Genomic DNA, 24,918 nt, shown 5'->3' with positions numbered 1-24,918 from the left:
GTGACCACGACGACGACCTTCGCCCTCATTCGCCACGGCCAGACCGATTGGAACGCTGCCGCGCGAATCCAGGGCGCCACCGACATTCCGCTCAACGACGTGGGGCGCGGCCAGGCAGCGGATGCTGTCGCTCCCCTGAAACGCTACAGCTGGGACTTCATCGTGTCGTCGCCGCTCTCTCGCGCGGCCGAAACCGCCGACCTCATCGGCGAACAGCTCGGACTCGACGAAGCCCGGCGCATCCCGGGTCTGATCGAGCGCAACTATGGGCCAGCAGAGGGCCTGCGCGCCGGTGCCGAACTCGACGCGCTGCGTTTCCCCGGCGGATTCCACGGTGCCGAGACCGAGGAAGCTGTCGCTGCGCGGGGTATCGACGCCCTGCGCGAGCTGGCCCGCGAGCACCCCGGAGCCCGCATCATCGTTGTCGCCCACGGCACTCTCATTCGATTGAGCCTCGCGCGGGCGCTCGATGCGCGCATCGAGAGCATCAGCAACGCCTCGCTCAACCTCGTGCAGCATCACCACGCGCACCTTGACGGGGCCACCGCCTGGCAGCTCGACGTACTGAACGGTCAACCGCTGCTGCACGCCTGACCCAGCACACGACCTCAGCGGCCGGTCGACACCGTCACGGTGAATTTGGTGTTGCGGCCAACCTGGCGGGTCGAACCGACGATGCGGGTGAGCATCGGACGGTAACCGAGGTGCGTGTTCCATACCGTCCACAGCTCGCCGCCGGGTGCGAGCACTCGAGCCGCGTCATTGAACAGCTTCTCGGCCAGGCCGGCGTGCACCGACGCTCCAATATGAAACGGCGGGTTGAGCAAAATCAGGTCGGCTGAGTTATCCGCTTGGCCGGACAGACCGTCGGCGCGCACGACCGTGACGCGATCGGCGAGCGCGTTGGCGTCGACGGTTGCGCGAGCGGATGCGACGGCCACGGCCGACTGGTCCGTCGCCAGCACTCGCAGTAGCGGTCGCTGCGCGGCCAGTGCCGCGGCGAGCACGCCGGTACCGCAGCCGAGGTCGATGGCACGTTCGGAGTCGGGCTTCATGCGGTCGAGCACCTCGAGCAGCGCCCGGGTGCCGATGTCGATGCTGGTTCCGGCGAAGACTCCGCCGTGGCCGCGTACGGTCAGGTCGAAGTCGTCGTGCTTCTCACTGTGCGGCCAGTCGGTAACGGAGGTGGCGAGCGGGGAGGAGGCGATGAGCACGCGGGACTTCTGGCGGGCCGGACGCACGTTGAGGGCGCCGAAGTGGCGACGCAGCACCTCGTTCATGCTCACGGTCATGTGCTTGATGCGACCACCGGCGAAGACGATCACGTCGGGGGCGGCGTACTTCGCGATGGCGCCAGCGATCTCGTCCAGCGCGTCGAGGCTTTTGGGCAGCTGCAGCAGCACGACGTGCGCGTCGTTCAGCAGCTCTTCACCCAGCGGCAGGGAGCGGTAGGCATCCGTCAGGTCGACGCCGGAGGCGTTGCTGTCGAGCGCGTATTCGCCCGAGAGCGCGTCCTGGTAGACGCGAATTCCGCGGGCACCGTGCAGGGCCGCAGCACCGAGCGTGAGGGCGCCGTAGCGGTCCTCGAGAACGACGACGCCAGCGGAACGGTAGGCGGCGAGCGCGCCAGCAGCTTCATCGAGAATGAGTCGATCGCTTGCATCGACGGCGAATAAGTTCTCGGCCTCAATGTCGGGCCTGCGCCGAAGTCGGTCGAAATCAAATTCGTTCACGATGTCTTTCGAAAACGTGTTGGTGTTCCGCAGCGCGGACTGGTCATTCGTGCCCGATTCGGACATGGTTCCCCCTGAAAGTGGTGCTGGTGCAACCAGTTCGTGCCGTGAAACAAAAACGTGGAGCTGACTATGGTCTGGGCTGCCGCCAGATGACAATCTGGTTGCTGCGTCTGGTGCGAGTGCCCGCCTTCATCGAAATGACATCGCCGGCCGAGCCAGCCGCGAAAACGCGGCGGCCCGGACGGTTCAGTAGTTCGTCGGCGAGCGTCGATTCCAACTCGCGCACACGGTTTTCGAGACCGCGCACGTGATCCTCGAGTTCGAGGATACGACGGATGCCTTCCAGACTCACACCTTCGGAGCCAAGTTCCGCAATTTCACGGAGCTTTGCCACGTCGAGCATGGAGTATCGGCGGCTCTTGCCGGGAGTACGTTCCGGGCTGACCAGGCCCAGGCGATCGTATTGGCGCAGGGTTTGCGGGTGCATTCCCGCAAGCTCAGCAGCCGTGGAAATTACGAAAACCCGGGTGGTCTCGTCCATGACTAGCCCTTCGCCCGAGCGATCAGTTCATCGCGCGGGTTTTCCTTGGGCAGCGCTTCGGCGAACGCGGCGAGTTTCTCTTCCGCGTCCTTCGACAGGTGTGAGGGCACAGCGACCTGCACGACGGCGAGCAGGTCGCCCGTGCCCTTGGCCGTAATGACGCCACGACCCTTGACCCGCAGCACGCGGCCACTGGGAGTACCGGGGGCAACGCGCAACTTGACGGGGCTGCCACCGAGAGTGGGTACCTCGATCGTCGCGCCGAGACTGGCCTCGACGAAAGTGACCGGTACGGTCACCCGCAGGTTGAGGCCGTCCCGGTCGAACACCGGATGCTTGCGCACGGTGATCGTGAGCACGATATCGCCCGATTCTCCGCCGTCGGGGCTGGACTGGCCTTTACCGCGCAGACGAATCTTCTGCCCGTCGGCGACTCCGGCCGGAACCTTGACCTTGATCGGTCGACCGTCCTGAGTTTGCAGACTGATCTGGTCGCCCTGGGTGGCCGTGATGAAGTCGATGGTCGTCGAGGCGATCACGTCGCGCCCGCGCGTCGGTGCGCCCGACCCGCGGTAGCCGCCGGTGGGGTTGCCGAAACCGCCCCCGCCTCCGCCACCTCTGCCGAACATACCCCCGAGGATATCGTCGAAACCGCCCTGCTCGAAGGTATAACTCTGCTGACGGCTTCCGCCGCCGAACATGCCTCCGAAAGCGTCCTCGAACCCGCCGCTCTGGGCCCGGCCGCCGGGCGCGGCGAACCGCGCCCCGCTGCCCATAGCCCGAACGGCGTCATATTCCTTGCGCTGCGCGGCATCGTTCAGAACCGAGTGGGCCTCGCTCAGTTCCTTGAACTTCGCCTCAGCGGCGGGGTTCCCCGGGTTGGAATCCGGGTGGTACTTGCGAGCGAGTTTGCGGTATGCCTTCTTCAACTCGGCCGGCGTGACATCTTTCGATACCCCGAGAACCTTGTAGAAGTCTTTGTCGAACCAGTCCTGGCTAGCCATCGCTCGGTACCTGAACGACGACCTTGGCCGCGCGCAACAGCGTTGAACCGAGGTAGTACCCCGTTTCCGCGACGTCGCCGACGGTTTCGGTGTCGACGGCTGCACTGGGCTGCTGGAAGATCGCCTCGTGCATGGTCGGGTCGAACGGGTCGCCGACCGCACCGAACGAGGTGAGTCCGAGACGCTCAACGCTCGAACGCAGCTTGGCCGCGATCGTGGCGAAAGCCGAATCTGGCACGAGGTCGCCGTGCTTCTCTGCCCGATAGATATCGTCGAGTACCGGAATCAGTATCTTAACGATATCCCCGATCACGCGCTCTTTCTCGATGGCACGGTTGGCTTCGGTACGCCGACGGTAGTTGGCGTACTCGGCCGTGACACGCTTGAGGTCGGCGAGGTGTTCGCTCGTCGGCTCCGCAACTTCGCGTTCTGCCGCGTCCAGAATGTCCTGAACGGTCAGCTCATCTTCTTCGATTCCGTCGGCCGAGGCATCAGCGTCGGCAGCGGATGCTGCGTCGGGCGTTGCGTCATCGGGCGCGGGCGCGCCCGCCGCGGTGGTGCCGTCATCCGGCACCCCCGCAGCGGACGCGTCGTTGTCTGGATGTTTCTTGTCAGCCATAGTTGCGGCCTACTTCTTCTTGTCGTCTTCGTCGTCGTCAACAACCTCGGCGTCGACAACGTCTTCATCCTTGTTCTCCTCGGTGGGAGCCTCATCGGTACCGGCTTCGTCGGCGCCGGCTGCGGCATCCGCCTGGCTGGACTTGTAGATGGCTTCGCCCAGCTTGCCCTGGCTTTCGTTGAGCTTGTCGAACGCGGTCTTCACCGCGTCGTCGTCGTCGCCGGCCAGAGCGGACTTGAGGGCGTCGACATCGGCCTGCACCTCATTCTTCACGTCTTCGGGCAGCTTGTCGACGTTGTCCTTGATCAGCTTCTCGATCGAGTAGGCGAGCTGCTCGGCCGTGTTGCGGGTCTCGGCGACTTCGCGCAGGCGCTTGTCTTCAGCGGCGTGCTCTTCACCCTCGCGCACCATGCGCTCGATGTCTTCCTTCGCGAGCGAGGAGCCACCGGTGATGGTCATCGACTGCTCGGTTCCGGTGCCCTTGTCCTTGGCGGACACGTGCACGATGCCGTTGGCGTCGATGTCGAAGGTAACCTCAACCTGCGGAATTCCGCGCGGCGCCGGTGCGATGCCGGTGAGCTCGAAGGTTCCGAGGTTCTTGTTGTCGCGGGTGAACTCGCGCTCGCCCTGGAACACCTGGATCGCAACGGACGGCTGGTTGTCGTCGGCCGTGGTGAAGGTTTCGCTGCGCTTGGTCGGAATGGCCGTGTTGCGTTCGATCAGGCGCGTCATGATGCCGCCCTTGGTTTCGATGCCGAGGCTCAGCGGGGTGACGTCGATGAGCAGAACGTCCTTGCGCTCGCCCTTCAGCACGCCGGCCTGCAGCGCGGCACCGACAGCGACGACCTCGTCCGGGTTGACGCCCTTGTTCGGGTCCTTGCCGCCGGTCTCGCTCTTGACGAGCTCGTACACGGCGGGCATGCGGGTGGAACCACCGACGAGGACGACGTGGGCGATGTCGCCGACCTTGACGCCGGCCTCACGGATGACGTCCTGGAAGGGCTTCTTGGTGCGGTCGAGCAGGTCTTCGGTCATCTTCTCGAACTGAGCGCGGGTGAGCGTCTCGTCGAGGTTGGCCGGGCCGTTTTCGGTCAGCGAGAGGTAGGGCAGCTGGATGCTCGTCGACATGCTCGAGGAGAGTTCCTTCTTCGCCTGCTCAGCGGCTTCCTTCAGGCGCTGCTTGGCGATCTTGTCCTTGGACACGTCGACGCCGGTGGTCTCCTTGAAGCGCTTGATCAGGTGATCAACGATGCGCTGGTCCCAGTCGTCGCCACCGAGGCGGTTGTCGCCGGCGGTCGAGCGCACCTGGATGGTGCTGAAGTCGTCGTCCTTGCCCACCTCAAGCAGCGACACGTCAAAGGTTCCGCCTCCGAGGTCGAAGACCAGGATGAGCTCGTCTTCCTTGCCCTTGTCGAGGCCATAAGCGAGCGCGGCGGCGGTGGGCTCGTTGATGATGCGCAGCACGTTGAGTCCGGCGATCTCACCGGCCTCCTTGGTGGCCTGGCGCTCGGCGTCGTTGAAGTACGCGGGCACGGTCACGACGGCGTCGGTGACCTTCTCGCCCAGGTACTGCTCGGCGTCACGCTTGAGCTTGGCGAGAATACGCGCGGAAATCTCCTGCGGGGTGTACTTCTTGTCGTCGATGGCGACGTTCCAGTCGGTGCCCATGTGGCGCTTGACGCTGGAGATGGTGCGGTCGACGTTGGTGACGTTCTGGCGCTTGGCGGTTTCTCCGACGAGCACTTCGCCGTCCTTGGTGAACGCGACCACCGAGGGGGTGGTGCGCAAGCCTTCAGCGTTGGCGATGACGGTGGGTTCTCCACCTTCGAGCACGGCCACCACAGAGTTGGTGGTTCCGAGGTCAATACCTACTGCACGAGCCATGTGGGTTGTTCTCCTTCAATGATGTGCGAAACGAACTACAAAGTAATCTCAAGACTTGAGCCTCGATGACTCAAGTATTCCAGAGCCGTTTCGTCCCTGTCAATTTCTCCGGCTGAAAGTTGAGTGTGAGTGACTCAAGTTTCAAGAAGTGGATGCTGCGGACCGGCAAAACCGGATGTTTACCCCGGACCAGTAGATTGTGCACATGACCGAGACTGTCGCCGTAGACGCGGGTACCCCTCCAACTCGAGGCCGGGTGGTGGCCTGGGCGTTCTGGGACTGGGGATCGGCGGCCTTCAACGCGGTCGTCACCACCTTCGTCTTCAGCACCTACCTGGCGAGCGGCCTGTTCGTCGATCCGGTAATCCGCGAAGCGGCCGGTGACAATGCGAAGGACCCCGCGCTCGTGCGGGCGCTGGCCGAGAATGCCGCCACCATTTCGTGGGCCCTCGCGATCGCCGGCATCCTCGTGGCCATCGCGGCCCCCGTGATCGGGCAACGCTCCGACGGTTCCGGACGGCGCAAGTTCTGGCTCGGCGTCAACAGCTTTCTCGTCGTGGCCTGCATGCTCGGCATGTTCTTCGTGGAACCGTTCCCGGGCTATTTGTGGCTCGGAGCCGCGCTGCTCGCGGCGGGCAACGTGTTCTTCGAGTTCGCCGCGGTCAACAACAACGCCATGCTCGTGCAGGTGTCCACGCCCAAAACGGTCGGCCGCGTCTCCGGTTTCGGCTGGGGCATGGGCTACATGGGCGGCATCGTGCTGCTCATCATTCTGCTCGCGGGCTTTCTGTTCAACTTCGGCGACGACGCCGCCCGCGGGCTGCTCGGGCTGCCAACGGGTGAGGCCGGCGGGTCGCTCGACGTGCGCCTCGCGATCGTCGTGGCCGCCGTGTGGTTCGGCATCTTCGCCCTGCCCCTGCTCGTCAAAGTTCCCGAGATACCGCGCCGGTTCGGTGCTGAGCGGATCGGCTTCCTCGACTCCTACCGCCTTTTGTGGCGCACCATCGCGGCGCTCTGGCGCAACAACCCGAATGTGCTGCGCTTTCTGCTGGCCAGTGCCGTTTTTCGTGACGGCTTGGCCGCCATCTTCACCTTCGGTGCCATCATCGCCGCGCAGGTGTTCGGGTTCACGTTCACCGAGGTTTTGCTGTTCGGCATCGCCGCCAACGTCGTGGCCGGCGTTGGAACGTTCATCGGCGGCTGGGTCGACGACCGGTTGGGTGCCAAGGCGGTCATCGCTTTCTCTCTGGTCTGCCTCGTCATCGGCGGTTCGGCGGTTTTGTTCGTCGGTGACGCAAAAATCGGCTTCTGGATCGTCGGCCTCTTCCTCTGCCTCTTCGTCGGCCCGATCCAATCCTCTGGACGGTCCTTTTTGGCTCGCATCACCCCGGCCGGGCGCGAGGGCGAAATCTTCGGCCTCTACGCCACGACCGGCCGCGCGGTGAGTTTTCTCGCACCGACCCTGTTCGGTGTCGCCGTGGCGATCGCCGGCGACACCCGCTGGGGCATCGTCGGGATCATGCTCGTGCTGCTGCTCGGGCTGATCCTGCTCGTGCCAGTGAAGACCACGATGCAGCAGATCGACTGATACCCGCGCTCTCAGGCGCCCAGTACCGGTGGGCGCGCCATCTGTAGCTGGCGCGGCCACCGATAGCTGGCGCGGCCACGGCGGAAACAAGTGGATGCCCGCTACCGCGCGACCAGGGTCGTCACGGGCGCATTCTCGGTAACGGCGGCCAGGGGCGACCCGGCCGATACCGTCATGGTGCGCGCGAACGCATCGAGGGTGACCGTGGCCAGGGTGGCCCACCGGTCGCCGAGCGTCGCGCCGGGCGCTGGAATGCAGCACAGGTCGGCGACGTCGCCGGGCCGCGAGACCAGGTAGGGCACGAGCTCCGACGCTACGGTCGGCAGGGCACCGGCCGCCGCCCGTTCGACGAGCAGACCGTGCCGCAGCTGCGAGTCCGGATCGTAGAGTCCCGGCTTCTCCCCGCGAGCGAGCTGCGGATCGAGAAAGTGATTGGTGTGCAGCAGCACGCCCTGGCTCGGCTGAACCACTCTCGAGCCGGTGGGGTTGAGCTCGACCGTCACCGCGGCATCCGGTGTGAGCACCGTGATGGCGCTCGAGGTGCTGACCGGTGCGGACTGCAGAATCTGCAGGGCCTCGTCGAGCGTGCCCGCCTCGGCGAGCACTCGCGCGCCCACCAGGTGCACCGGCACACCGTCGGCGCGATCGGCGCGATGGCCGAGAATGTTGAGCATTATGCCCACGCCGGCATCGTTGATTCCGATCTTGCTGAGGATTCCGTGCTCGGTCAACCCGACGTAGCCGTGCGGTGTGCCGTGCACGTGTTGCAGGTGCCAGCAGCCGGCGAGTTCGTCGTGCCAATCCCAGGTTTGCGCGCCCACCGGACTGGACTTGGTGCTCACGATGGTCGAGCATTCGCCCGGCTTCGTACCGGTCGAACCGTTCGCGCCCGACAGAATCTCGGTGCGAGCATTGAGCGCTGCGATCTTCCACAGCTCCTGCCCGCTCGCGTCGGCAGTGCCGCGCAGTTCCGCGGCGAGGGTCGGGCTCCAGGCTTCGGTCGCGATCAACGCGCTCTCGGCATTGGCCTGCACCACGCGCAGGTCGATCCCGGCCACGGTGAACAGATACAGGTATATGCCGATGCCGGTGTCGAGGGCATCCCCGAGCCGCTTGCCGCGCTGCCGGCCGCGCTCGTAGCCATCCGCTGAATCGATGCTGATCAGCTGCGGGGCGAGCGGGCGACCGAGGCCCTGCACGATCATGAGGCGATCTCGTCGCGCAGGGCGCGAATCACGCCGCGCTGGGGTTTCCAGCCGGGCCGGGGCGCGCACTCCAGCAGAAGCTGCGTATACGGATGCTGTGGGTCGCCCAGGACCGCGGCCGTCGTTCCGCGCTCCACGATCACCCCGCGCCGCATAACGACGACGTGATCGGCGATCTGCTGCACCACCGAGAGATCGTGGGTGATGAAGAGGTAGGTGAGCCCCTTTTCGGCACGCAACTCCGCGAGCAGCTGCAAGATCTGCGCCTGCACGGTGACGTCGAGGGCCGCAACGGATTCGTCGAGCACGATCACGGCCGGGTCGGCGGCGAGCGCCCTGGCGATGGCCACGCGCTGCCGCTGCCCGCCGGACAGCTCGTCCGGGCGTGCGGCGAGGTGTCGGGGCTCAAGCCCCACCTGCTCGAACAGGGCCGCACACCGCTCACGCCGTGCCCGAGCGCCGAGTCCGGAATGTGCCCGCAGTACCTCGTCGACCGCCGCACTCACCGGCAAGCGCCGGTTGAGCGAACTCTGCGGATCTTGAAACACCATCTGAATCTGCCGGGCCCGACGCCGCAATTCGCGACGGCGGGCCTTCGGTGCCACCGCGCGCCCGGCCAGGGTGACCGTGCCGGCGTCCGCTCGCTCGAGGCCCACGATGATGCGAGCGAGTGTCGTTTTGCCCGAACCCGATTCGCCGACCACGGCGAGACAGGTGCCGGCCTCAACCGTGAGCGAGATCCGGTCGAGTGCGGTGACCGTGCGGCCGTGACCGGTGTGAAAGGTGCGGGTCAGGTTGTCGACGACAATGACCGGTGCTGTGCCTGCCGCTACTTCTGCCGCGTTCATACCGTGCCTCCGCGTCGGGTCCAGCCGATGCCCGCCGGCCGGGAAGCCATCAGTGCGCGGGTGTACGGATGCTGCGGGTCGTCGCGCAACTGTTCGGGTACGCCGGTTTCCACTATTTCGCCGTCTTTCATCACGTTGATGCGATCACAGACCGCGGCCGCGAGGTCGAGGTCGTGGGTCACGAAGAGCATGGCCATGCCGAGCTCGCGGCGACACTCGTCGAGAATGGCGCAGACCTCGGCCTGCGTGGTCACGTCGAGTGCCGTCGTCGGCTCGTCGGCGAGCAACAGCCGCGGTTTGCCGGCGATGGCACCGGCGATCACGACGCGCTGCAGCATGCCGCCCGACAGCTGGTGCGGGTAAGAGCGCAGCACCCGGTCCACCTCGTCGATGCCGACCTGTTCGAGCAGTTCGCCCGCGCGCACCCGGGCCAGGCGGGTCGCCAGCCCCTGAGCGTCGTGCATACCCTCCACGAGGTACCGTTCGACCGGCAGTACGGGGTTCAGGACCGCGTGCGGGTTCTGGGCGATCATCGACACGTCGCGGGAACGCATCCGTCGCAGGTCTTCGCCGCGCAGGCTGAGCACGTCGAGCCCGTCGAGCAGGATCTGCCCGGTGACGGTGGCGTTCACGGGGGCCATGTGCAGGATCGAGCGCAGGGTCATCGACTTGCCGCTGCCCGACTCGCCGACCAGGCCCACCGCCTCGCCGGTCGCGACCGCGAGGGTGACTGAGCGCAGAATAGCGAGGTCAGCGTGTTTGCCGGCCAGAGTGAGCGAGAGATCGGTAATCGACAGCATCAGGCCTTCCTTCCCGCAGCGGCACGGCCGCCGAGTTTCTCGCCGATGTAGCCGAGCGAGGCGACGGTCAACACGATGCACAGCCCGGCCAGCAGACTTTCTGCGGGGTAGCCCTTGAGAAGGGATTGCTGTCCGTTGCTGACCATCAGGCCCCAGTCTGCGGCGGGCGGTTGTACGCCGAGGCCGAGGAAGGAGAGCGCGGCGAGTTCGATCATGGCGAAGCCGAAGTTGATGGTGGCGCCGGTCACGATCAGTGGCGCGATGTTGGGCAGCAGGTGCCGCACCGTGATGACGGCACCGGAGATGCCCTGCAGTTGCGGGGACTGCACGTAGGGCAGGTTGCGTTCCCGCAGCGCCGTGCTGCGAATCACCCGTGCTGTGTACGGAATGTAAGCGATTGACAGGGCGAGGGCTGCTGTCGTCAGGCTTGGCCCGAACACGGCGATGGCGAGCACGGCGAGCAGCAGGTTGGGAAAAGCGAAGAGCAGGTCGAGTACCCGGCTGAGCAGGGAGTCGACCAGCCCGCCCCACCACACGCTGACCAGCGCGATGAGGTTGCCGAACACGGCCGTCACCCCCACGACGATGAGCGGTCCGGCCAAGCTTGACCTGGCACCCCAGAGCAGACGGGAGAAAATGTCCCGGCCAGCCTGGTCGGTGCCGAGCAGGTGCTCGGCGGTCATTCCGGTGTAGCGCTGCGTGACCGAGCCGACCGTCGGGTCGTACGGTGCAATGCCCGGGGCCAGCACCGCACCGAGCACCACCAGGAGCACGATGCCGATCGCGATCAGGCCGAGCACGCCCATCCGCTCGTAAAGCGCCACCAGGAAGCGGGCCAACGGTGGAGCAGCCGGCCGGGTGTGCGTGGGCAGAATCTGTGTACTCATGCGCCGAGCCCCAATCTCACTCGTGGGTCGATACTGGCGTAGAACAGGTCGACCAGCAGGTTGATGATGCCGAAGGCAGCCACCAGAATGATGGCGATCGCCTGCACGACGGCGAAGTCTTTGCGCTGCACGGCGCCGACCAACAGGGTGCCGAGGCCGTCGAGGGTGAAGGCGTACTCCACCACGAACGATCCGGCGATGAGGCCGGCCACGTGTACACCGACGATGGTACTGACCGGCAGCATGGAGTTGCGAATGACGTGGCGGCGCAGCACGAGCCCGCCGGGCACGCCGCGTGCCCGGGCCATCGCGGAGTGTTCGCTGTCGCGTTCTTCGCGAATGGCGGTGCGAGTGATGCGGGCCACAACCGCCGCCGACGGCAATGCGAGAGCGAAGGCCGGCAGGGTGAGGTGCCAGATGCGATCGAGAAAGCCGTCGCCGCTGCCGAACACCGGAAACCAGCCGAGACCCACGCTGAACACACTCATCAGGATGAGCGCGGCGAAAAAGGTCGGTATGGCGAAGCCGAGATTCGAGCCGAGAATGATGATCTTGTCCACCACGCCGTCGCGCGTGCCGGCGATGATGCCCAGGCCGATGCCGAGAATCACGATGATCACTGCGGCGAGTGAGACGAGCATGAGAGTGGTGGGCAGGCGGTTGGCCAAGAGCTCCCCCACGTCTTGCCGATTGCTCAGGGATTGGCCGAAATCTCCGTGCAGCACATTGGTGATCCAGTTCCAGAATCGAACCAGGAAGGGGTCGTCCAGTGAATATTGTTCCCGAATGGCCGCGAGAACGTCCGGTGAGACCGTGCGGCCCTGCACCAGAAAGTTCTCCGGGCTGCCGGGAGCGGCGTACATCGCGGCGAAGACCAGAAAACTCGACACGATGAGCACCCCGGCGAGCGCCAGGAGCCTGCGTATGACAAACATCACGGGAACGACCCTTTCCAGGTGGTGAATGGTGGTTACTCGGCAGCGCCGAGGTCAGCCGCCCACGGGTAGTACAGGTAGACGAACGACGCCGGCACACCCGTAACCCGGTCATTGAGGAACAGGCGCACCGACGGGTCGACGATCGGAATCCACGGGAGTTCGGCCATAGCCATGCCCTGGATCTCGTTCACGATCGTGGCGCGGTCGTCGTCGTCACTCGCAGCGCCCGCATCGGCCAGGAGGCCATCCATCTCGGCATTGCTGTAGCCGTTGTAGTTCTGGCCACCGGTGCTGCCGAGAATGGTGCGCAGAAACGCCAGCGGGTCTGGAATGTCGAGGTAGTTTGCCGTGACGAAGGCGTCGTGGCCGGCCCGGGCCTCCGGGTCAGAGAAGAACGCACCGAACTGTGCGCTGGGCACGCCCTCCGGTTCGACCGTGAGGCCGATGGCCGTGGCGCCGTTGGAGATCTCCGAGATGATATCGGCGTAGTAGGTGCGCTCGGCCGGGTAGACGATGGAGATCGGCTGGGTCAGGTCTGTCGTGGCGTCTTTCAGAGCTTCTTTCGCCGCTTCGATGTCGACGGCGGCCTGGGCCAGGTCGGCCCGGCCCGCTTCGTAGACATCGCTGCCGTACGACCAGGAGTTGTTCGGGACCAGAGAAGCGGATGCCTCGGCGGTGCCCTCGAAGACGGTCGCGGCGATCGCCTCCCGGTCGGTGGCCAGCATGAGCGCCTTGCGCACGGCGGGGTCGGCAAAGGCACCGTTGCCGGTGCCGATGATGGCCACGACCTGCAGTGAACGGCCGAGGATCAGGCTGCCGTCAGTGGCGGATTCGAGAGCGCCGATCGAGCCGAGCGGCACGTCGTAAGAGCCGTCGATTGCCCCGGTGGTGAGGGCGTTCGAGATGGCGGCGGAGTCGACGATGAAGCTGATGTCGATCTGCTTGGTCTTGGCGATTTTTTCGGTCTTCCAGTAGTTGTCGTTGCGCTCGAGGGAGATGCTCTGGCCCTGGTTCCAGGTGCCGACCGAGTACGGTCCGGTGCACATGACCCCGCCGGTCGGGGTTCCGTAGCTGTCGCCGGTGGCCACGCGGTGCGTCTGGGAGACGACATTGCCGATGGGGGTGGCGAGGTAGGAGTTGAAAGTGGCGTCGGGCTCGTTGAGCGTGACCGTAACTTCCCAGTCGCCGGTTTTCTCAATCGAGGCGATGTTGTCGACGACCCCGCCGGCCCAGTAGCTGCCCTCGTTCGGGTCGAGCTGGCGTCCGAGGCTGTAGGCGACGTCATCGGCCGTCATGGTCTCACCGTTCCAGAATTCGACGCCCTGACGAATCGTGTACACCCAGGTGGAGGCATCCGGGCTCTCGACGTTTTCGGCCAAGTTAGGCGTGATGCTGTAATCCGGCTGCAGTTGCATGAGGCCCTCGCACAGGTTGGCCACGACCGTGTTCTCCGCGTAGTTGTATGCCTTGATCGGGTCGAGCGAGGCTGGCTCGCCGAAGGGCAGATTCCACGTCGCCAGGTCGAGTTCCCCACCGGCTGGCGTGATCACCGCCAGATCGTCGGTGCTGAGGCTGGGCGCTGCTCCGTCGGGGTTTCCCGCGGCGCAGCCGCTGAGAGCGACGGCCAACACGCCGAAGATGGCGACTATTTTCTTCTTCATCATTGTGCTCCTAGTAATCATCAACTGTGACGTGCAAGGGCTTTTATGAGAACCTAATCGACCAAAACGTTTTGGTCCAGCTTTTTCCAAAACGTTTTGGTCATGGAAATATGACGGTAACGTGCAGGTATGAACTTCACCCCGGAACGCAGACGCGTCACCATCCACGATGTGGCGCGCGAGGCCGGGGTGTCGATCACGACGGTGTCGCACTCTCTCAACGGCAAAGGAGTCGTGGCCGCGGCGACCCGCCAGCGCGTTCTCGACACCGCCGAGCGCCTCGGTTACAGCGCGGATGCCATCGCCCGGGGGTTACGAAGCAACCGGCTCGGCGTGCTCGGCCTCGTCATCCGACCGCTCGATACGCTCGACTCCTACCAGCCGGTCGGGGTGGACTATTTCGTGCGGTTCGCCGGGGCCGCCGCGGTCGAAGCCCTTGATCGCGGTTTCGGACTGATGCTGGTGCGCGACCCCACCACGAAGAACGTGCCAGGCATCGCCCTGGCCGTCGACGGCTTCATTATCTCCGACCCACTGGGCCACGACCCGGTGATCGAGTTACTGCAACGCAACGGCATTCCACTGGTCACCGTGGGGCGCGACGTGGACCGCGCCGACTTCACCGACTGGCTCGGTCTCGGCACGGACGGTGACACCCGCGCGGTGCTCAACCATCTCACCGACCGCGGAGCCAGGCGCGTCGCCCTCGTCATCGGAACCGACACGAACGCCTGGAATGCCGACAGCGAGCAGAGCTACCGGGTGTGGGCCGCCGAACGCGGCCAGACCGCCATGGTCTTTCAGCAAGACGAAACCGCCGGCGAGCCCGGCGGCGAAGCCATCGCCGAACGGATGCTCACTGCTGCCAAGCAGCAGGCCGTGCCCGACGCCGTGTATTGCCTGACCGGCCGGCACGCGGCCGGTCTGCAGCGCCGATTCCAGCTGGCGGGCTACGAGGTGCCCGCCGACGTCATGATCGTGGCGGGTTCGGATTCCGAGCAGACCCGCAACAGCACTCCGCCGATCACCTCAATCGACCTCGCGCCCGAGATCACTGCAAAGGCCGCGGTCAGCTTTCTGGTGCGGCGCATCGAGGGCGATATCGAGAGCAGCCCGCCGGTTATCGAAAACGTGCTCCGGCCGCGGCAATCGACGAACCGCGTGGCGGTCGGGTAGCCGCGCCGCGCGGCGCCCGCAGCGCGCAGCGCGGTCTGCGCCCAGCTGGGCGCGGGCAAGCGTTTGCCTGAGCATCCGCTGAAATGAGGCTATTCCCTCGCTTGAAGGCCAGCAGCCAGTCAGACTGAAACGCATGACACTTACCCAGCTCCAGAAGGCCGAACTTTTGCTCTCGCTGCACGTGCCCGGCGAGCCCCTCATCGTGACCAACGTATGGGATGCCATCACGGCCAAGATCGTGGCCGATGCCCCCGGCGTCAAGGCCCTCGCCACCGCGAGCCACTCCATCTCGAACGTGCGCGGCCTGCCAGACGGCGAAGGCCTCTCGCTCGACGAGGCCATCATTGCTGCCACGATCATCGCTGGTGCCGTCGATCTGCCGGTCTCGGCCGACTTCGAAAAGGGCTACGCCCCGGATGCCGCGGGCGTGACGCGCAATGTACGTCGCCTGATCGAGGAATCCGGCATCGTCGGTATCAACATCGAAGACTCGGTCGGCGCCGAGAAGGCCCCGCAATTCGACATCGAGACGGCCGCCGCTCGCGTGGCAGCCGCCAGAGCGGGTGCCGACCAGAGCGGCATTCCGCTCGTCATCAACGCGCGCGTCGATACCCTGGCCGGCGGCGGGGACTGGGACGAGGCCGTCGCCCGCGCCAACGCCTATCTCGGAGCCGGAGCCGACGTTATCTTCTTCCTCGGCCTCACCGACGAAGACAAGGTGTCGCGCGCGATCGAGCAGGTCAACGGCAAAATTTCCGTGATCGGCGCGCCCGGACTCGTTCCACTGGGGCGACTCGCCGAACTCGGCATCAGCCGAGTCAGCTTCGGCCCTGGCACCCTCGCTCTGACCCTTGCAGCCCTGCAAGCCGCAGCCACGAACCTCACCGCTCTCGGCGACTACCCCGCCGATCTCGGCTTCAAGTTCGCACTGTAGGCCGCCTGAACAACGCGGCCGTCAGCATCCGTTTCTTAGCGGATGCGGGTGGCTTCGGTGTGCTCGATCAGTTGCCAGGTCGCACCCTCGTCGGCCGAGACCCAGTACTCCCAGTTGTAACTGTCTGGGGTGATGGCGGTGAAGTTCCAGCGGATGGGGCGACCGTCGGTGCGGGTACCCTCCTGACGCACGCCGTGCCGGTAAGGCGTGGCAACGAGCTGGCAGTATTCGCCCAGTGCCGGGGCGAAATAGCTCACGCGCCAGGCTCCGGCGAACGGGTCGTAGACACGCACGGTGGTGGCGACGGTTTCAAACCCAGACGGATGCGTTGTGCTCGCGACCACCTCGATGTCTTGCACGGCCCGGCCGTCGAGAATGAACTCGACCATCCACACGAAGTCGCGTTCGATCCACTCGCCCGTGGTTTCGTCGAGGCGGGTGCCCTTAGCGGCCCAGGAGCCGACCATCTGGCCGAAGCGGTGCATGCGCCCTGGATACTCCGGCGTCGGGCCGTGCGCGATGAGCGCCTCGTCGAATCGGGTGGGCATAGAGGTCATAGCCAGATTTTACCCGACCCGAGGTTACGTTCGACGTACTGCGTTTGCTCGGCCCGCTGGCATCCGCTTACCGCCGGCTCAGCGGTCGATGGTGGTGCGGTGAAAGTTTTGGAACGATCTGGAGGCCGTCGGGCCGCGCTGGCCCTGGTAACGGGAGCCGTACTCGCTCGAGCCGTACGGCTTCTCGGCCGGGGAGCTGAGCTGAAAGAAGCACAGCTGGCCGATCTTCATTCCGGGCCACAGCTTGATCGGCAGGGTCGCGACGTTGCTGAGTTCGAGCGTGACATGGCCGGAGAACCCAGGGTCGATGAAGCCGGCCGTCGAGTGCGTGAGCAGACCGAGACGGCCGAGTGAGCTCTTGCCCTCGAGCCTGGCAGCAACATTGTCGGGCAGGGTGACCTGCTCGTAGGTGGCACCGAGCACGAACTCGCCCGGGTGCAGAATGAACGGCTCGTCGGGCTTGGTCTCGATGAGGTGGGTCAGTTCGGGCTGGTCTTCGGCCGGATCGATGTAGGCGTACTTGTGGTTGTCGAACAGCCGAAACAAGCGGTCGAGGCGCACATCGATGCTCGAGGGTTGGATCATCGCCGGGTCGAGCGGCTCCAAACCGATTCGTCCAGCGTCGAGTTCGGCCTTGATATCGCGATCGGAGAGCAGCACGGTGCCAGCCTAGCCGCGCGAGGTTGATATGCTGGCACGGTTCCGATTGTTGTTCATCCATGGTCGGGCGCGCGGATGTAGTTCAATGGTAGAACTTCAGCTTCCCAAGCTGATAGCGCGGGTTCGATTCCCGTCATCCGCTCCACTCAAGCCCACTCGCGTTCTCACTGGACGACTTTGTGTGGTGTGGCCCGGCGCACACCCCACAAAGTTGTCTAGTCAGCTCATGTCTCCCGTCTCCGGCATCAACCCCTTCCACGCGTAGCGCAGCAGAACCACGCCCTTCTTTGACGCGGGCTCGGCGGCGATCAGTTCCAGGGATGCGGGCGGGCCATCGGCGGTGAACAGTCGCTTGCCAGCCCCGAGCACGATCGGGTACACCCACAGGTTCAACTGGTCGAACAGGCCCTGGGCGACGAGAGTACGGGCGAAGTCGATGCTGCCGATCACGTGGATCTCGTCGTGCCGCTCGCGAAGTACTGCCAGTTCCGCAGCGAGATCACCGCCGAGAAGATGGGCGTCACGCCATTCGAGACTTGGCGCACCGCGCGACACGACGTACTTGGGGATCGCGTTGAACTTGCGCGCAATGCCGGAGGACGGCCCGTCGACTTGATGTGGCCAGTACGAGGCGAAGATGTCATACGTGCGCCGTCCCAGCAGCAAAGCATCCATCGCCTCAATCCCCGCGCCGATCTGAGCGCCGTCGGTCTCGTCGAACAGGGGCGCCTGCCAGCCGCCGAACGCGAAGCCACCGTCGGGGTCTTCGTCGGGGCCGCCGGGAGCCTGCGCGACTCCGTCGAGCGTGGTGAACAGGTCGATGTGGATGCGGCCGGACATGACTGTCTCCTTTCAACGACGTGCCGACATGCTGGCCGGTCACGTTCGCGCTGTCAAGGTGCCACAGCGAGCCGCGTCGCCGTGAGCGCGCCTGATGTGCGTGGCCGCGACGGTAACCGTCTGAGCGCGCACCCGGATGGGGCGCGCTCATCCGCGGTCGAGGCTCAGGCGCCTCTTAGGCGGCACCCACGTCGTGGCGGTGGTGCACGATGTCGTGCAGAAAGTAGGCCCCGAAGGTCTCCACCGTGAACGACGGCCCGTCGCTGCGGCGCGCGGTGCGATGGCTGGCATCCGCTGGCACCGCGGCGAAGGCGTCGGCGACGCCGGACGCGGCTGCCGTCAGTTCGCCCGCGACGGTGCGCGGTACCTGCAGGTCGTAGCGCTCGAATATCGCCGTGGCGTCCTGATCCCAGTTATCCAGCAGCGGGTCCTCTTCGTCGAGGATGCGGTGCAGTCTCTCGGCGAACAGCCGACAGACATCACGAACGTGGGCCGCATATTCGAGGGGCGACCAGGTGTGATCATCCGGGCGCAGCGCAGCATCCGCACGGTCGAGGACCGCAGGCCAGGCAGCGGCGTTCTGGCGGATCAGGCCCGGCAAGTCGCCGAACACGACCTCGCTCGCCCGAAATCCACAAGCCGGGCAGGGGCGTTCGAGCACCCAGGTCCAGTCAGACGTGTCAGGAACAATAGGCATGCCTTCATGCTAGCGACCAGGCGGCGTGGCGCTCCGGGCGAACTGTCAAGGTCTGCCCGATACCGTGGAAACAACACAGGGAGACAGATGACGTTACTCATTGCTGGCTGCGGCGACCTCGGCACCGAGGTGGGCTTACGGTTCGCACGGCTCGGGCACCAGGTGGTGGGGCTGCGGCGCAATGCGCGGCTGCTCCCGGCAGAAATCTCCGGCCAATCCGTCGACCTGAGCCTGGCGAAACCCGTCATTCCGGCCGACACCGAGTTCGTGGTCGTCGCCATCTCCGCCGGCAGCACCACTGTCGACGCCTACCGCGCCGCCTACCTCGACGGCCTGCGCAACCTGCTCGACGCGATCGATGATGCCCACGTCACTCCGCAACGCGTGCTGCTGGTGTCATCGACGGCGGTCTTTGACGTCAACGACGGCAGCCGGGTCGACGAGCAGACCCCGGCGAACCCGCAGCCGGGCACCGATTCGATCGTGCTCGATGCCGAACGGATGCTCCACTCCCGTCTCCCCGCCGCCACAGTGCTGCGCCTGGCCGGCATCTACGGCCCCGGCCGGGAGCGACTCATCAGGCAGGTACAAGACGGTGTCGCACTTTCCGCCGAGTCGCGCCACACCAACCGCATACATCGGGACGACGCAGCCGCCGCGATCGTTCACCTGCTGCTGCGCACTGATCAGCCAGCGCCGCTCTATCTCGGCGTCGACAACGCGCCGGTGCCGGCGAACGAGGTGCTGACCTTTCTCGCGGCCGAGCTCGGTCTGCCAGAGCCAACCCTCAATGAGTCAAAGGAACCGAGCCCGGCTCGCGAAAGCAAGCGCGGCGGCGACAAGCTCCTGAGCAACCAGCTGCTGCGCGACACCGGTTTCACCTTCAGCTATCCAACGTACCGAGAGGGCTACCGCGCTCTTCTCTCCGGGCGAGGGACGCGCCACTCCTAGGCCCGCTCCTGCCGCCATACCTACGTTGTTGGCGCGGCGTGGCTGGCCTTGGAGTCCGATGCGATGATGACTGCCATCGAGGTTAACAACGACCCGAGCCGCGTCTGGTCCTCCGGCGTCACGTTGCGGGCGGCATGAGCGAACAGCACTTGAAATTCGTTTTGGAGTCTCGCCGCAGTTTCTTGCCCCGCCGAGGTGAGTTCCAGCAGGAGGCTACGTCGGTCGTGCGGGTGCGGCACGCGGGTAAGCATATTTAGAGCCACGAGATGATTGGAAATGGCCGTTACAGCGCCCGTCGTCATCTCCAGGAACTCAGCGAGCAACTTCGGAGTGATGCTTCCAGCCTCGGCTACCCGGGACAAGGCTCGCAGTTCGCTGCTGGACACGCCGATTTCGGCCGCGACGTGACTGCGGTTGTGGTCCATCGCGCGCAGGAAAACGAGTGCCGGTATCGACAGGCACTCCTGAGTGCGTACCAAGTTGTTTGCGTCGTCCATGCGTTCCTGACCTCTGGTCGTTACTGATTCCCCGCGCTGCGGGTCCGGTAATTGCCCGTATCAGGGCTTTCCATTCCGCCAGTGTATCGAAGCGATCAATTTCTAAAGTTTCTCACGTTTTAAATAGTTCACTATTTGAGCTACTTGCCGTATATTGACAATCTGGTGAGTCCGTGACCCCCACCTGGGGCTCGCGGGCCAGTGCGCCCATGAACTCACCACAATGGAATGGATCAGGCAATGCAAAGCTACCGGTTGACCATCAACGATGACTGGTATTACCTGTCAGACTCCTACAACGTCGCAGATTTGAAGGCGACCCTCGCCGCCGCCGTGCATAGTGGCGGTGGCTTCGTGGACATCGTAAGCTCCGTGCAAGCGCAGGTGTCCCTGCTGATCACTGCTTGCTCGGTAGTAAAACTTGAGACCATTTCCGAACAGAACCTTCCCGACGCCGGCTCAGGCTCATCGGTGGTCGGACCGACGTATATAGATGACGACTATTGGCTCGACTGAGCGTTGGCACAGGGAGAATTCACTGATCTGCAGCCACTGTTCGGGATTGTCGTCAAATCGTCGATTTTGCGCCATTGACGAGAAGCAGGCACATGAGTAGGTTCACGCGAACGGCACACGCCCGATTCGCACACGTCTACTGAAAGGCAGTCTCATGAGTTTCCTCGGATTCCTCTTACTCGGTCTCATCGCCGGCGCTATCGCGAAGGCAATCCTGCCCGGCCGGCAGGGCGGAGGCTGGTTCATCACTTTGCTGCTCGGAGTAATCGGCGCCTTCCTCGGTGGGTGGCTGGGCGGGCTCCTGTTCAACGTGAACCTGGGCGAGTTCTTCTCCCTGACGACGTGGATCCTCGCGATCGTCGGATCGCTCATCGTGCTCCTCATCTACGGGGCGATCACGAACCGCCGCCACGCCAAGTCGTAATACAACCACCAGACCGTTTCAACAGCGTGGTACCCGATTTGGGTGCCACGCTGTTGACGATTGCGAAAAGTTGAGGCGCCGACACCCAAAAGGGGAGATTAGGGGCACAATTGGTACCAATCCGAAGTTGATGGAGCTCCGAACTCATAGCAAGCACGGGTTAGCCGTGAAACAAACAGGAGGCACCTGAAATGCGCACATCACCTAATCGTCTGATCGCTACTATCTTCGGCGTGGTCTATCTCCTCGTCGGATTGATTGGTTTCGCCGTCACCGGTGGAGTCGACTTCCTCGCAACTGAGGGTGGACTGGTCCTCGGCCTGTTCATGGTCAATCCATTTGCCAACGTCGTCCACCTCCTCATCGGTGCTGCACTGTTGATCGCCGGCTTGTCGAACGTTTCGGCCGCCAAGGCGACGAACACCACAATCGGTGCCGTCTACCTGCTGCTCGGTATTGTCGGGTTCTTCCTGGTGAATACCGCTCTGAACGTGCTGGCCCTGAACACGGCCGACCACTTCCTGCACCTTGCCAGCGCAATCGTGCTCCTCGGCGTCGGACTGACCGCGGATAAGCACGTCCATAACTCCGTTCACGCCTAGTCGGCTTGTCCTCAGCAGCGTCATTCCATCACTTCGATTTCGTCACACTGAAGGGAGCTGTCATGACCCCCGTCATCCGCATGTGGCTTGGCTTCGCCGCTCTCGGCGCAGCGCTGATCCACCTCGCCGTCGGGGCGGGAGCTCCTCTTCCGCTGTCGATCCTCCTGGTCGGGTTCGGTCTCGCTGAACTCGGCTGGGCGGTCGTCACCCTCTCTCAAACCAGACCGGTCGCGATACGGGTCGTCTTCGGCGCAACCCTGATTCCCGTTCTGGTCTTTGCGACAACGGCCACCCTGGGCAGCGGCCTGGGCGTCTCCGCCGCAGAAACCGGCCTGCCGATGTACCCGATGGTGATCGCCTCACTGTTCAACCTCTACCTCGCAGGCTCGCTCGCCGTCATCATCCGGAAAAAGGCCAACACGTCGCCGTCAACCGAGCGGACCAGGAAGGTAGCCCAGCCGGGGGGCTGGCGCTTTCTCACCGCGCTGGTCGTGGCCGGGCTGGTCGTTTCCGGCCTCACGACGCCCGCATTGGCTGCAACGAATGCCGGTCTGTATGCCGTTCCGCACGGAGCTCCAAGCGGCGGCCACTCGTCCCACTAGTTGCGCCATGCTGTTCGGTGCATCAGCCGCACCCTCACCGGCCGGCACCAGTCAGGCTGGTTGCCCGGTTTCCGGTTCGTCGGGGGCTGACCCTGACGCATCCAAGCTCGCCAGGTCGGCCACCGGCGGCACGACCTCAATGTTCATGAATCGCTTCACGTTCTCGTCGACGATGATGTCGCTCGGCCGCAACGGGCGGGTGAGGTACAGCCCATCCAGGCTGGTCAGCCGGCTCAGGGCCACATAGGTCTGGCCAGGGCTGAACACCCGCGCACCGAGGTCGACGATCGCCCGCTCGTACGTCGCGCCCTGCGATTTGTGGATGGTGACCGCCCAGGCCAGCCGCAGCGGAAACTGCGTGAATTCAGCCACGACATCCCGACTCAGCTTCTTGGTCGCGGCGTTATAGGTGTACTTGTATTTCTCCCACACGGTCGGCTCGACCTCGTGTACGTCACCGTCGATGTTGACGAACACCGTCGACGTGACCTTGGTTACCGTGCCGATGCTGCCGTTCACCCAGCGCGGCCCACCGTCGAGTGGTGAATCATTGCGCAGGAACATGACCTGCGCACCCACCTTGAGCTCGAGCACCTCGTCGGCCGGAAACTGCTTGCCGCCGAAATCCCCGGTGATATCGGCCTTGGCGGTGAGCGATTTGCCCGACAGTTTCTTCAAAGCGGATGCGTTGATGCGGTTCACAGCGTCGTTGCGCGTCGCGAGGGTGATCACCCCCTCGGTCGGCGGTGTTCGCGCTCCAGCACCGTTGAGGGCACCACCGATCTCGGGAGTGACCTGACCGTGCCGCACAGCGTTGAGCATCAGCTTGAAGTCATTGTCGTGCTGGCGGTGAATCTCGGTGAGCTCGAAGATGCGCAGCTCAGCGTCACGCCAGACCTTCGCGTCGAAGAACCACATCGACCGGTAGTGGTCGGCGAAATAGGCGCGCTCGTCGGGGCCGCCTGGCACCGGGGCGAGCTGGTAAGGGTCTCCGAACAGCACGATCTGCACCCCGCCGAACACGTCAAACGGCCGCTGTCTGGCCTGGCGCAGGCTGCGGTCGATCGCGTCCATGAGATCGGCGTTGACCATCGAGACCTCGTCGATCACGAGGGTGTCGATGGTGTTCAGGAGCTTGCGCACCTGGTCGTTCTGGTCGATCGGGCTGTCAGCGATCACGCCGATCGGCAGGCGAAAGAGCGAGTGAATGGTCTGGCCGCCCACGTTCAGCGCGGCGACGCCGGTGGGCGCGGCGATCACGATCTGCTTACTGGTGTTCCATGACAGGTGGTTCAGCAGCGTGGACTTGCCCGTTCCCGCTCGGCCGGTGACGAACACGTTCTGCTTGGTGCCCTCGATCGCCGCGAAGACCAGCGCCTGTTCACGGCTGAGCGGAATCTCTGGCACGGCACACTCTCTCTGACTCTCGAATGCTGCACGGGACCAGTGCAGGGGACATCCCACTGTAACCGCCCAGCCCGCACGGGCGCGAGACGGGACGTGGCCGACTGGCCGACCCACCTCCCCGTACAATATTCAAGTGACCATTCCGGCCGAACAGCATCGGGCGAGCGGGCACCGCGGCAGTATGCTCCGGGCCGTTCTCGCCATTGTGGTGGTCGCCGGGTTGCTCGCTGCCGGCCTCGCTGGCACCATCAGCGCCCTCAATCGCACGGTGTACAGCGCCGGCGGCTTTGTGGAGCAGTACCTCGATGCCCTGGCCCGCGGTGACACCGTCGGAGCCCTCGCCCTCGGCGGCGTCATGCCCAGCCAGGCCGATCTGGCCTCCTGGGGGCTGACCGACGAGGCTACGAAGGATCTGCCGAAGACGCTGCTGCGGGCATCCGTTCTGAATGGCCTCGATAACATCGAACTCACCAGCACGACCGACACACCCGCCACCGACGACGGAACCGCCCAGACCGTGGTGTTCGACTTCGATCTGAACGGCACCGCGTCGAGCATGGTGTTCACCGTCGAACGGGCTGGCACGTTCGGCGGCGTTTTCAACGCCTGGGCCTTCAGCACCAGCCCCCTCGCCGTGCTGCAGGTCGAGGTTTTGCACGAACGATCGTTCACGGTCAACGGCCTCACCCTCGACACACGCGCCCACAGCGCCGCGGATGCCCCAGCCACGTTCTCCACATCCGCCGCGTACCTCGCCTTCGCTCCGAACCGCTACACCTTCGAACACGAGTCGGCCATGCTGACCGCCGAAAAGGCCAGCCTGCGCGCGACGGCGGCCGGTCCTACCGCCGTCGCGGTCAACGCCTTGCCGAACGAGGACATGGTGGGCCAGGTGCAGTCGGAGCTGAACAAGTTCCTCGACGACTGCGCCACCCAAACGGTACTGCAACCGACCAGCTGCCCGTGGGGCATCACCATCGATGATCGGATCGAGAGCACTCCGGCTTGGTCGATCACTGCCTACCCCACCGTCGCGCTCACGGCCGGCGAGCTGTCCTTTGAAATGGTTGCCACCCCCGGGCAGGCCCATATCGTGGTCGACGTGCAGTCCCTGTTCGACGGCGACGTCAGCACCCGCGACGAAGACGTACCGTTCACGATGGGGCTCAGCGTGATCGTGCAGCCCAGCGGCGCCCTCGCAATCCAGCTGCACTAGGTGTACTGCCCAGGCAGGTTGGTTGAGTAAATGTGACGACACGCTGTAGTCATTGAACGTGGGTGAGGACCTCCGGTTGTGTAGTGGAGCTGTCAAAGGCCAACCACTTCAGACCAGGAGGTCCTCGT

Annotated in this window: 27 protein-coding genes and 1 tRNA gene; 11 read left to right on the top strand and 17 right to left on the bottom strand. The window is 64.8% G+C overall.

The annotated features are described in order from the left end of the window. A complete protein-coding gene (locus tag CJ028_RS16075; protein WP_240607359.1) occupies positions 1–594 on the top strand; it encodes a histidine phosphatase family protein in 594 nt (197 codons plus the stop codon). Positions 595–608: 14 nt separating this feature from the next. Here the strand turns inward: CJ028_RS16075 and CJ028_RS16070 are convergent, their stop codons facing one another. The 5 genes from CJ028_RS16070 to dnaK form a co-directional block, all read right to left on the bottom strand. Further along, on the bottom strand, positions 609–1,733 hold the full coding sequence (locus tag CJ028_RS16070) for a class I SAM-dependent methyltransferase (RefSeq protein ID WP_240607358.1): 1,125 nt from the start codon (positions 1,731–1,733) through the stop codon (positions 609–611). A gap of 130 nt (positions 1,734–1,863) precedes the next feature. Further along, on the bottom strand, positions 1,864–2,277 hold the full coding sequence (locus tag CJ028_RS16065) for a heat shock protein transcriptional repressor HspR (RefSeq protein WP_092338270.1): 414 nt from the start codon (positions 2,275–2,277) through the stop codon (positions 1,864–1,866). A 2-nt stretch (positions 2,278–2,279) separates the two neighbouring features. After that, on the bottom strand, positions 2,280–3,281 hold the full coding sequence (locus CJ028_RS16060) for a DnaJ C-terminal domain-containing protein (protein ID WP_105036231.1): 1,002 nt from the start codon (positions 3,279–3,281) through the stop codon (positions 2,280–2,282). Then, the gene (locus CJ028_RS16055; RefSeq protein WP_105036230.1) at positions 3,274–3,900 is read right to left on the bottom strand and encodes a nucleotide exchange factor GrpE; all 627 of its coding nucleotides are present in this window, start codon (positions 3,898–3,900) and stop codon (positions 3,274–3,276) included. Before CJ028_RS16055 ends, CJ028_RS16060 begins: the two co-directional genes overlap by 8 nt. Before the next feature lie 9 nt (positions 3,901–3,909). Continuing rightward, a complete protein-coding gene (gene dnaK, locus CJ028_RS16050; RefSeq protein ID WP_105036229.1) occupies positions 3,910–5,784 on the bottom strand; it encodes a molecular chaperone DnaK in 1,875 nt (624 codons plus the stop codon). A 205-nt stretch (positions 5,785–5,989) separates the two neighbouring features. Between dnaK and CJ028_RS16045 the strand changes: the two genes are divergently transcribed. After that, positions 5,990–7,372: an MFS transporter gene (locus CJ028_RS16045; protein WP_105036228.1), complete on the top strand. Its 1,383-nt coding sequence runs from the start codon at positions 5,990–5,992 to the stop codon at positions 7,370–7,372. A gap of 101 nt (positions 7,373–7,473) precedes the next feature. Here the strand turns inward: CJ028_RS16045 and CJ028_RS16040 are convergent, their stop codons facing one another. Genes CJ028_RS16040 through CJ028_RS16015 form a run of 6 tightly spaced genes read right to left on the bottom strand, consistent with a single transcriptional unit; the run spans position 7,474 to position 13,711 of the window. Further along, positions 7,474–8,577, bottom strand: coding sequence for a C45 family autoproteolytic acyltransferase/hydrolase (locus tag CJ028_RS16040; RefSeq protein WP_105036227.1), 1,104 nt, complete (start codon positions 8,575–8,577; stop codon positions 7,474–7,476). Then, a complete protein-coding gene (locus CJ028_RS16035; RefSeq protein WP_105036226.1) occupies positions 8,574–9,425 on the bottom strand; it encodes an ABC transporter ATP-binding protein in 852 nt (283 codons plus the stop codon). The genes CJ028_RS16040 and CJ028_RS16035 overlap by 4 nt, the downstream gene beginning before the upstream one ends. Further along, on the bottom strand, positions 9,422–10,225 hold the full coding sequence (locus tag CJ028_RS16030; protein WP_105036225.1) for an ABC transporter ATP-binding protein: 804 nt from the start codon (positions 10,223–10,225) through the stop codon (positions 9,422–9,424). The genes CJ028_RS16035 and CJ028_RS16030 overlap by 4 nt, the downstream gene beginning before the upstream one ends. Further along, positions 10,225–11,112, bottom strand: a complete 888-nt coding sequence (locus tag CJ028_RS16025) for an ABC transporter permease (RefSeq protein ID WP_105036224.1) — start codon at positions 11,110–11,112, stop codon at positions 10,225–10,227. The genes CJ028_RS16030 and CJ028_RS16025 overlap by 1 nt, the downstream gene beginning before the upstream one ends. After that, positions 11,109–12,047 carry an ABC transporter permease gene (locus tag CJ028_RS16020; protein ID WP_240607375.1) on the bottom strand — a complete coding sequence of 313 codons (939 nt, stop codon included), beginning with the start codon at positions 12,045–12,047 and terminating at the stop codon, positions 11,109–11,111. The genes CJ028_RS16025 and CJ028_RS16020 overlap by 4 nt, the downstream gene beginning before the upstream one ends. Positions 12,048–12,082: 35 nt before the next feature. Continuing rightward, a complete protein-coding gene (locus CJ028_RS16015) occupies positions 12,083–13,711 on the bottom strand; it encodes an ABC transporter substrate-binding protein (RefSeq protein ID WP_105036222.1) in 1,629 nt (542 codons plus the stop codon). A gap of 129 nt (positions 13,712–13,840) precedes the next feature. On the opposite strand from CJ028_RS16015, the gene CJ028_RS16010 reads away from it, so the two are divergent. Together CJ028_RS16010 and CJ028_RS16005 are read left to right on the top strand one after the other, a co-directional pair. Continuing rightward, complete coding sequence (locus CJ028_RS16010; protein WP_105036221.1) at positions 13,841–14,887, top strand: LacI family DNA-binding transcriptional regulator; 1,047 nt, start codon at positions 13,841–13,843, stop codon at positions 14,885–14,887. A 133-nt stretch (positions 14,888–15,020) separates the two neighbouring features. Further along, a complete protein-coding gene (locus CJ028_RS16005; RefSeq protein ID WP_105036220.1) occupies positions 15,021–15,821 on the top strand; it encodes an isocitrate lyase/PEP mutase family protein in 801 nt (266 codons plus the stop codon). Positions 15,822–15,856: 35 nt separating this feature from the next. On the opposite strand, the gene CJ028_RS16000 is transcribed toward CJ028_RS16005, so the two are convergent. Together CJ028_RS16000 and dcd are read right to left on the bottom strand one after the other, a co-directional pair. Next, positions 15,857–16,378, bottom strand: coding sequence for a hypothetical protein (locus CJ028_RS16000; protein WP_105036219.1), 522 nt, complete (start codon positions 16,376–16,378; stop codon positions 15,857–15,859). A 78-nt stretch (positions 16,379–16,456) separates the two neighbouring features. Next, positions 16,457–17,038 (bottom strand): dCTP deaminase, encoded by a 582-nt coding sequence (gene dcd, locus CJ028_RS15995; RefSeq protein ID WP_105036218.1) that lies wholly within the window; start codon positions 17,036–17,038, stop codon positions 16,457–16,459. A gap of 71 nt (positions 17,039–17,109) precedes the next feature. Between dcd and CJ028_RS15990 the strand changes: the two genes are divergently transcribed. After that, positions 17,110–17,183: transfer RNA gene (locus CJ028_RS15990), tRNA-Gly, on the top strand. A gap of 74 nt (positions 17,184–17,257) precedes the next feature. Here CJ028_RS15990 and CJ028_RS15985 read toward each other — a convergent pair. After that, positions 17,258–17,878: a dihydrofolate reductase family protein gene (locus tag CJ028_RS15985; protein ID WP_105036217.1), complete on the bottom strand. Its 621-nt coding sequence runs from the start codon at positions 17,876–17,878 to the stop codon at positions 17,258–17,260. A gap of 175 nt (positions 17,879–18,053) precedes the next feature. Next, positions 18,054–18,575 carry a DinB family protein gene (locus CJ028_RS15980; RefSeq protein WP_105036216.1) on the bottom strand — a complete coding sequence of 174 codons (522 nt, stop codon included), beginning with the start codon at positions 18,573–18,575 and terminating at the stop codon, positions 18,054–18,056. A gap of 87 nt (positions 18,576–18,662) precedes the next feature. On the opposite strand from CJ028_RS15980, the gene CJ028_RS15975 reads away from it, so the two are divergent. Beyond that, complete coding sequence (locus tag CJ028_RS15975) at positions 18,663–19,526, top strand: Rossmann-fold NAD(P)-binding domain-containing protein (RefSeq protein ID WP_105036215.1); 864 nt, start codon at positions 18,663–18,665, stop codon at positions 19,524–19,526. A gap of 20 nt (positions 19,527–19,546) precedes the next feature. On the opposite strand, the gene CJ028_RS15970 is transcribed toward CJ028_RS15975, so the two are convergent. Further along, positions 19,547–20,023: a MarR family winged helix-turn-helix transcriptional regulator gene (locus CJ028_RS15970; RefSeq protein WP_105036214.1), complete on the bottom strand. Its 477-nt coding sequence runs from the start codon at positions 20,021–20,023 to the stop codon at positions 19,547–19,549. A 228-nt stretch (positions 20,024–20,251) separates the two neighbouring features. On the opposite strand from CJ028_RS15970, the gene CJ028_RS15965 reads away from it, so the two are divergent. From CJ028_RS15965 to CJ028_RS15950, 4 genes are all read left to right on the top strand, one after another. Continuing rightward, the gene (locus CJ028_RS15965; RefSeq protein ID WP_129590527.1) at positions 20,252–20,539 is read left to right on the top strand and encodes a hypothetical protein; all 288 of its coding nucleotides are present in this window, start codon (positions 20,252–20,254) and stop codon (positions 20,537–20,539) included. Between the two features lie 154 nt (positions 20,540–20,693). Beyond that, positions 20,694–20,963, top strand: coding sequence for a GlsB/YeaQ/YmgE family stress response membrane protein (locus CJ028_RS15960; RefSeq protein ID WP_105036212.1), 270 nt, complete (start codon positions 20,694–20,696; stop codon positions 20,961–20,963). A 191-nt stretch (positions 20,964–21,154) separates the two neighbouring features. After that, positions 21,155–21,565 carry a DUF4383 domain-containing protein gene (locus tag CJ028_RS15955; RefSeq protein WP_105036211.1) on the top strand — a complete coding sequence of 137 codons (411 nt, stop codon included), beginning with the start codon at positions 21,155–21,157 and terminating at the stop codon, positions 21,563–21,565. A gap of 62 nt (positions 21,566–21,627) precedes the next feature. Continuing rightward, positions 21,628–22,167 carry a hypothetical protein gene (locus CJ028_RS15950; RefSeq protein ID WP_105036210.1) on the top strand — a complete coding sequence of 180 codons (540 nt, stop codon included), beginning with the start codon at positions 21,628–21,630 and terminating at the stop codon, positions 22,165–22,167. Positions 22,168–22,218: 51 nt separating this feature from the next. Here CJ028_RS15950 and CJ028_RS15945 read toward each other — a convergent pair whose 3' ends face one another. Beyond that, the gene (locus CJ028_RS15945) at positions 22,219–23,574 is read right to left on the bottom strand and encodes an ATP-dependent DNA helicase (protein ID WP_105036209.1); all 1,356 of its coding nucleotides are present in this window, start codon (positions 23,572–23,574) and stop codon (positions 22,219–22,221) included. Between the two features lie 133 nt (positions 23,575–23,707). Between CJ028_RS15945 and CJ028_RS15940 the strand changes: the two genes are divergently transcribed. After that, entirely contained in the window at positions 23,708–24,790 is a 1,083-nt protein-coding gene (locus CJ028_RS15940) for a hypothetical protein (RefSeq protein ID WP_105036208.1), read from the top strand. Positions 24,791–24,918 lie beyond the last annotated feature (128 nt).

Source organism: Cryobacterium aureum (genome assembly GCF_002954245.1).
In the GTDB taxonomy this organism is placed as follows: Bacteria; Actinomycetota; Actinomycetes; order Actinomycetales; family Microbacteriaceae; genus Cryobacterium; species Cryobacterium aureum.
The sequence above is the reverse complement of the archived record's forward strand: the minus strand, read 5'-3'. Positions and strand labels throughout refer to the sequence as shown.

Coding starts and splice junctions, on each gene's coding strand:
- CJ028_RS16065 (WP_092338270.1), bottom strand. CDS start 2,277: ATGGACGAGACCACCCGGGTTTTCGTAATTTCCACGGCTGCTGAGCTT.
- CJ028_RS16060 (WP_105036231.1), bottom strand. CDS start 3,281: ATGGCTAGCCAGGACTGGTTCGACAAAGACTTCTACAAGGTTCTCGGG.
- CJ028_RS16055 (WP_105036230.1), bottom strand. CDS start 3,900: ATGGCTGACAAGAAACATCCAGACAACGACGCGTCCGCTGCGGGGGTG.
- dnaK (WP_105036229.1), bottom strand. CDS start 5,784: ATGGCTCGTGCAGTAGGTATTGACCTCGGAACCACCAACTCTGTGGTG.
- CJ028_RS16045 (WP_105036228.1), top strand. CDS start 5,990: ATGACCGAGACTGTCGCCGTAGACGCGGGTACCCCTCCAACTCGAGGC.
- CJ028_RS16040 (WP_105036227.1), bottom strand. CDS start 8,577: ATGATCGTGCAGGGCCTCGGTCGCCCGCTCGCCCCGCAGCTGATCAGC.
- CJ028_RS16035 (WP_105036226.1), bottom strand. CDS start 9,425: ATGAACGCGGCAGAAGTAGCGGCAGGCACAGCACCGGTCATTGTCGTC.
- CJ028_RS16030 (WP_105036225.1), bottom strand. CDS start 10,225: ATGCTGTCGATTACCGATCTCTCGCTCACTCTGGCCGGCAAACACGCT.
- CJ028_RS16025 (WP_105036224.1), bottom strand. CDS start 11,112: ATGAGTACACAGATTCTGCCCACGCACACCCGGCCGGCTGCTCCACCG.
- CJ028_RS16020 (WP_240607375.1), bottom strand. CDS start 12,047: ATGTTTGTCATACGCAGGCTCCTGGCGCTCGCCGGGGTGCTCATCGTG.
- CJ028_RS16015 (WP_105036222.1), bottom strand. CDS start 13,711: ATGAAGAAGAAAATAGTCGCCATCTTCGGCGTGTTGGCCGTCGCTCTC.
- CJ028_RS16010 (WP_105036221.1), top strand. CDS start 13,841: ATGAACTTCACCCCGGAACGCAGACGCGTCACCATCCACGATGTGGCG.
- CJ028_RS16005 (WP_105036220.1), top strand. CDS start 15,021: ATGACACTTACCCAGCTCCAGAAGGCCGAACTTTTGCTCTCGCTGCAC.
- CJ028_RS16000 (WP_105036219.1), bottom strand. CDS start 16,378: ATGACCTCTATGCCCACCCGATTCGACGAGGCGCTCATCGCGCACGGC.
- CJ028_RS15985 (WP_105036217.1), bottom strand. CDS start 17,878: ATGTCCGGCCGCATCCACATCGACCTGTTCACCACGCTCGACGGAGTC.
- CJ028_RS15980 (WP_105036216.1), bottom strand. CDS start 18,575: ATGCCTATTGTTCCTGACACGTCTGACTGGACCTGGGTGCTCGAACGC.
- CJ028_RS15975 (WP_105036215.1), top strand. CDS start 18,663: ATGACGTTACTCATTGCTGGCTGCGGCGACCTCGGCACCGAGGTGGGC.
- CJ028_RS15970 (WP_105036214.1), bottom strand. CDS start 20,023: ATGGACGACGCAAACAACTTGGTACGCACTCAGGAGTGCCTGTCGATA.
- CJ028_RS15965 (WP_129590527.1), top strand. CDS start 20,252: ATGGATCAGGCAATGCAAAGCTACCGGTTGACCATCAACGATGACTGG.
- CJ028_RS15960 (WP_105036212.1), top strand. CDS start 20,694: ATGAGTTTCCTCGGATTCCTCTTACTCGGTCTCATCGCCGGCGCTATC.
- CJ028_RS15955 (WP_105036211.1), top strand. CDS start 21,155: ATGCGCACATCACCTAATCGTCTGATCGCTACTATCTTCGGCGTGGTC.
- CJ028_RS15950 (WP_105036210.1), top strand. CDS start 21,628: ATGACCCCCGTCATCCGCATGTGGCTTGGCTTCGCCGCTCTCGGCGCA.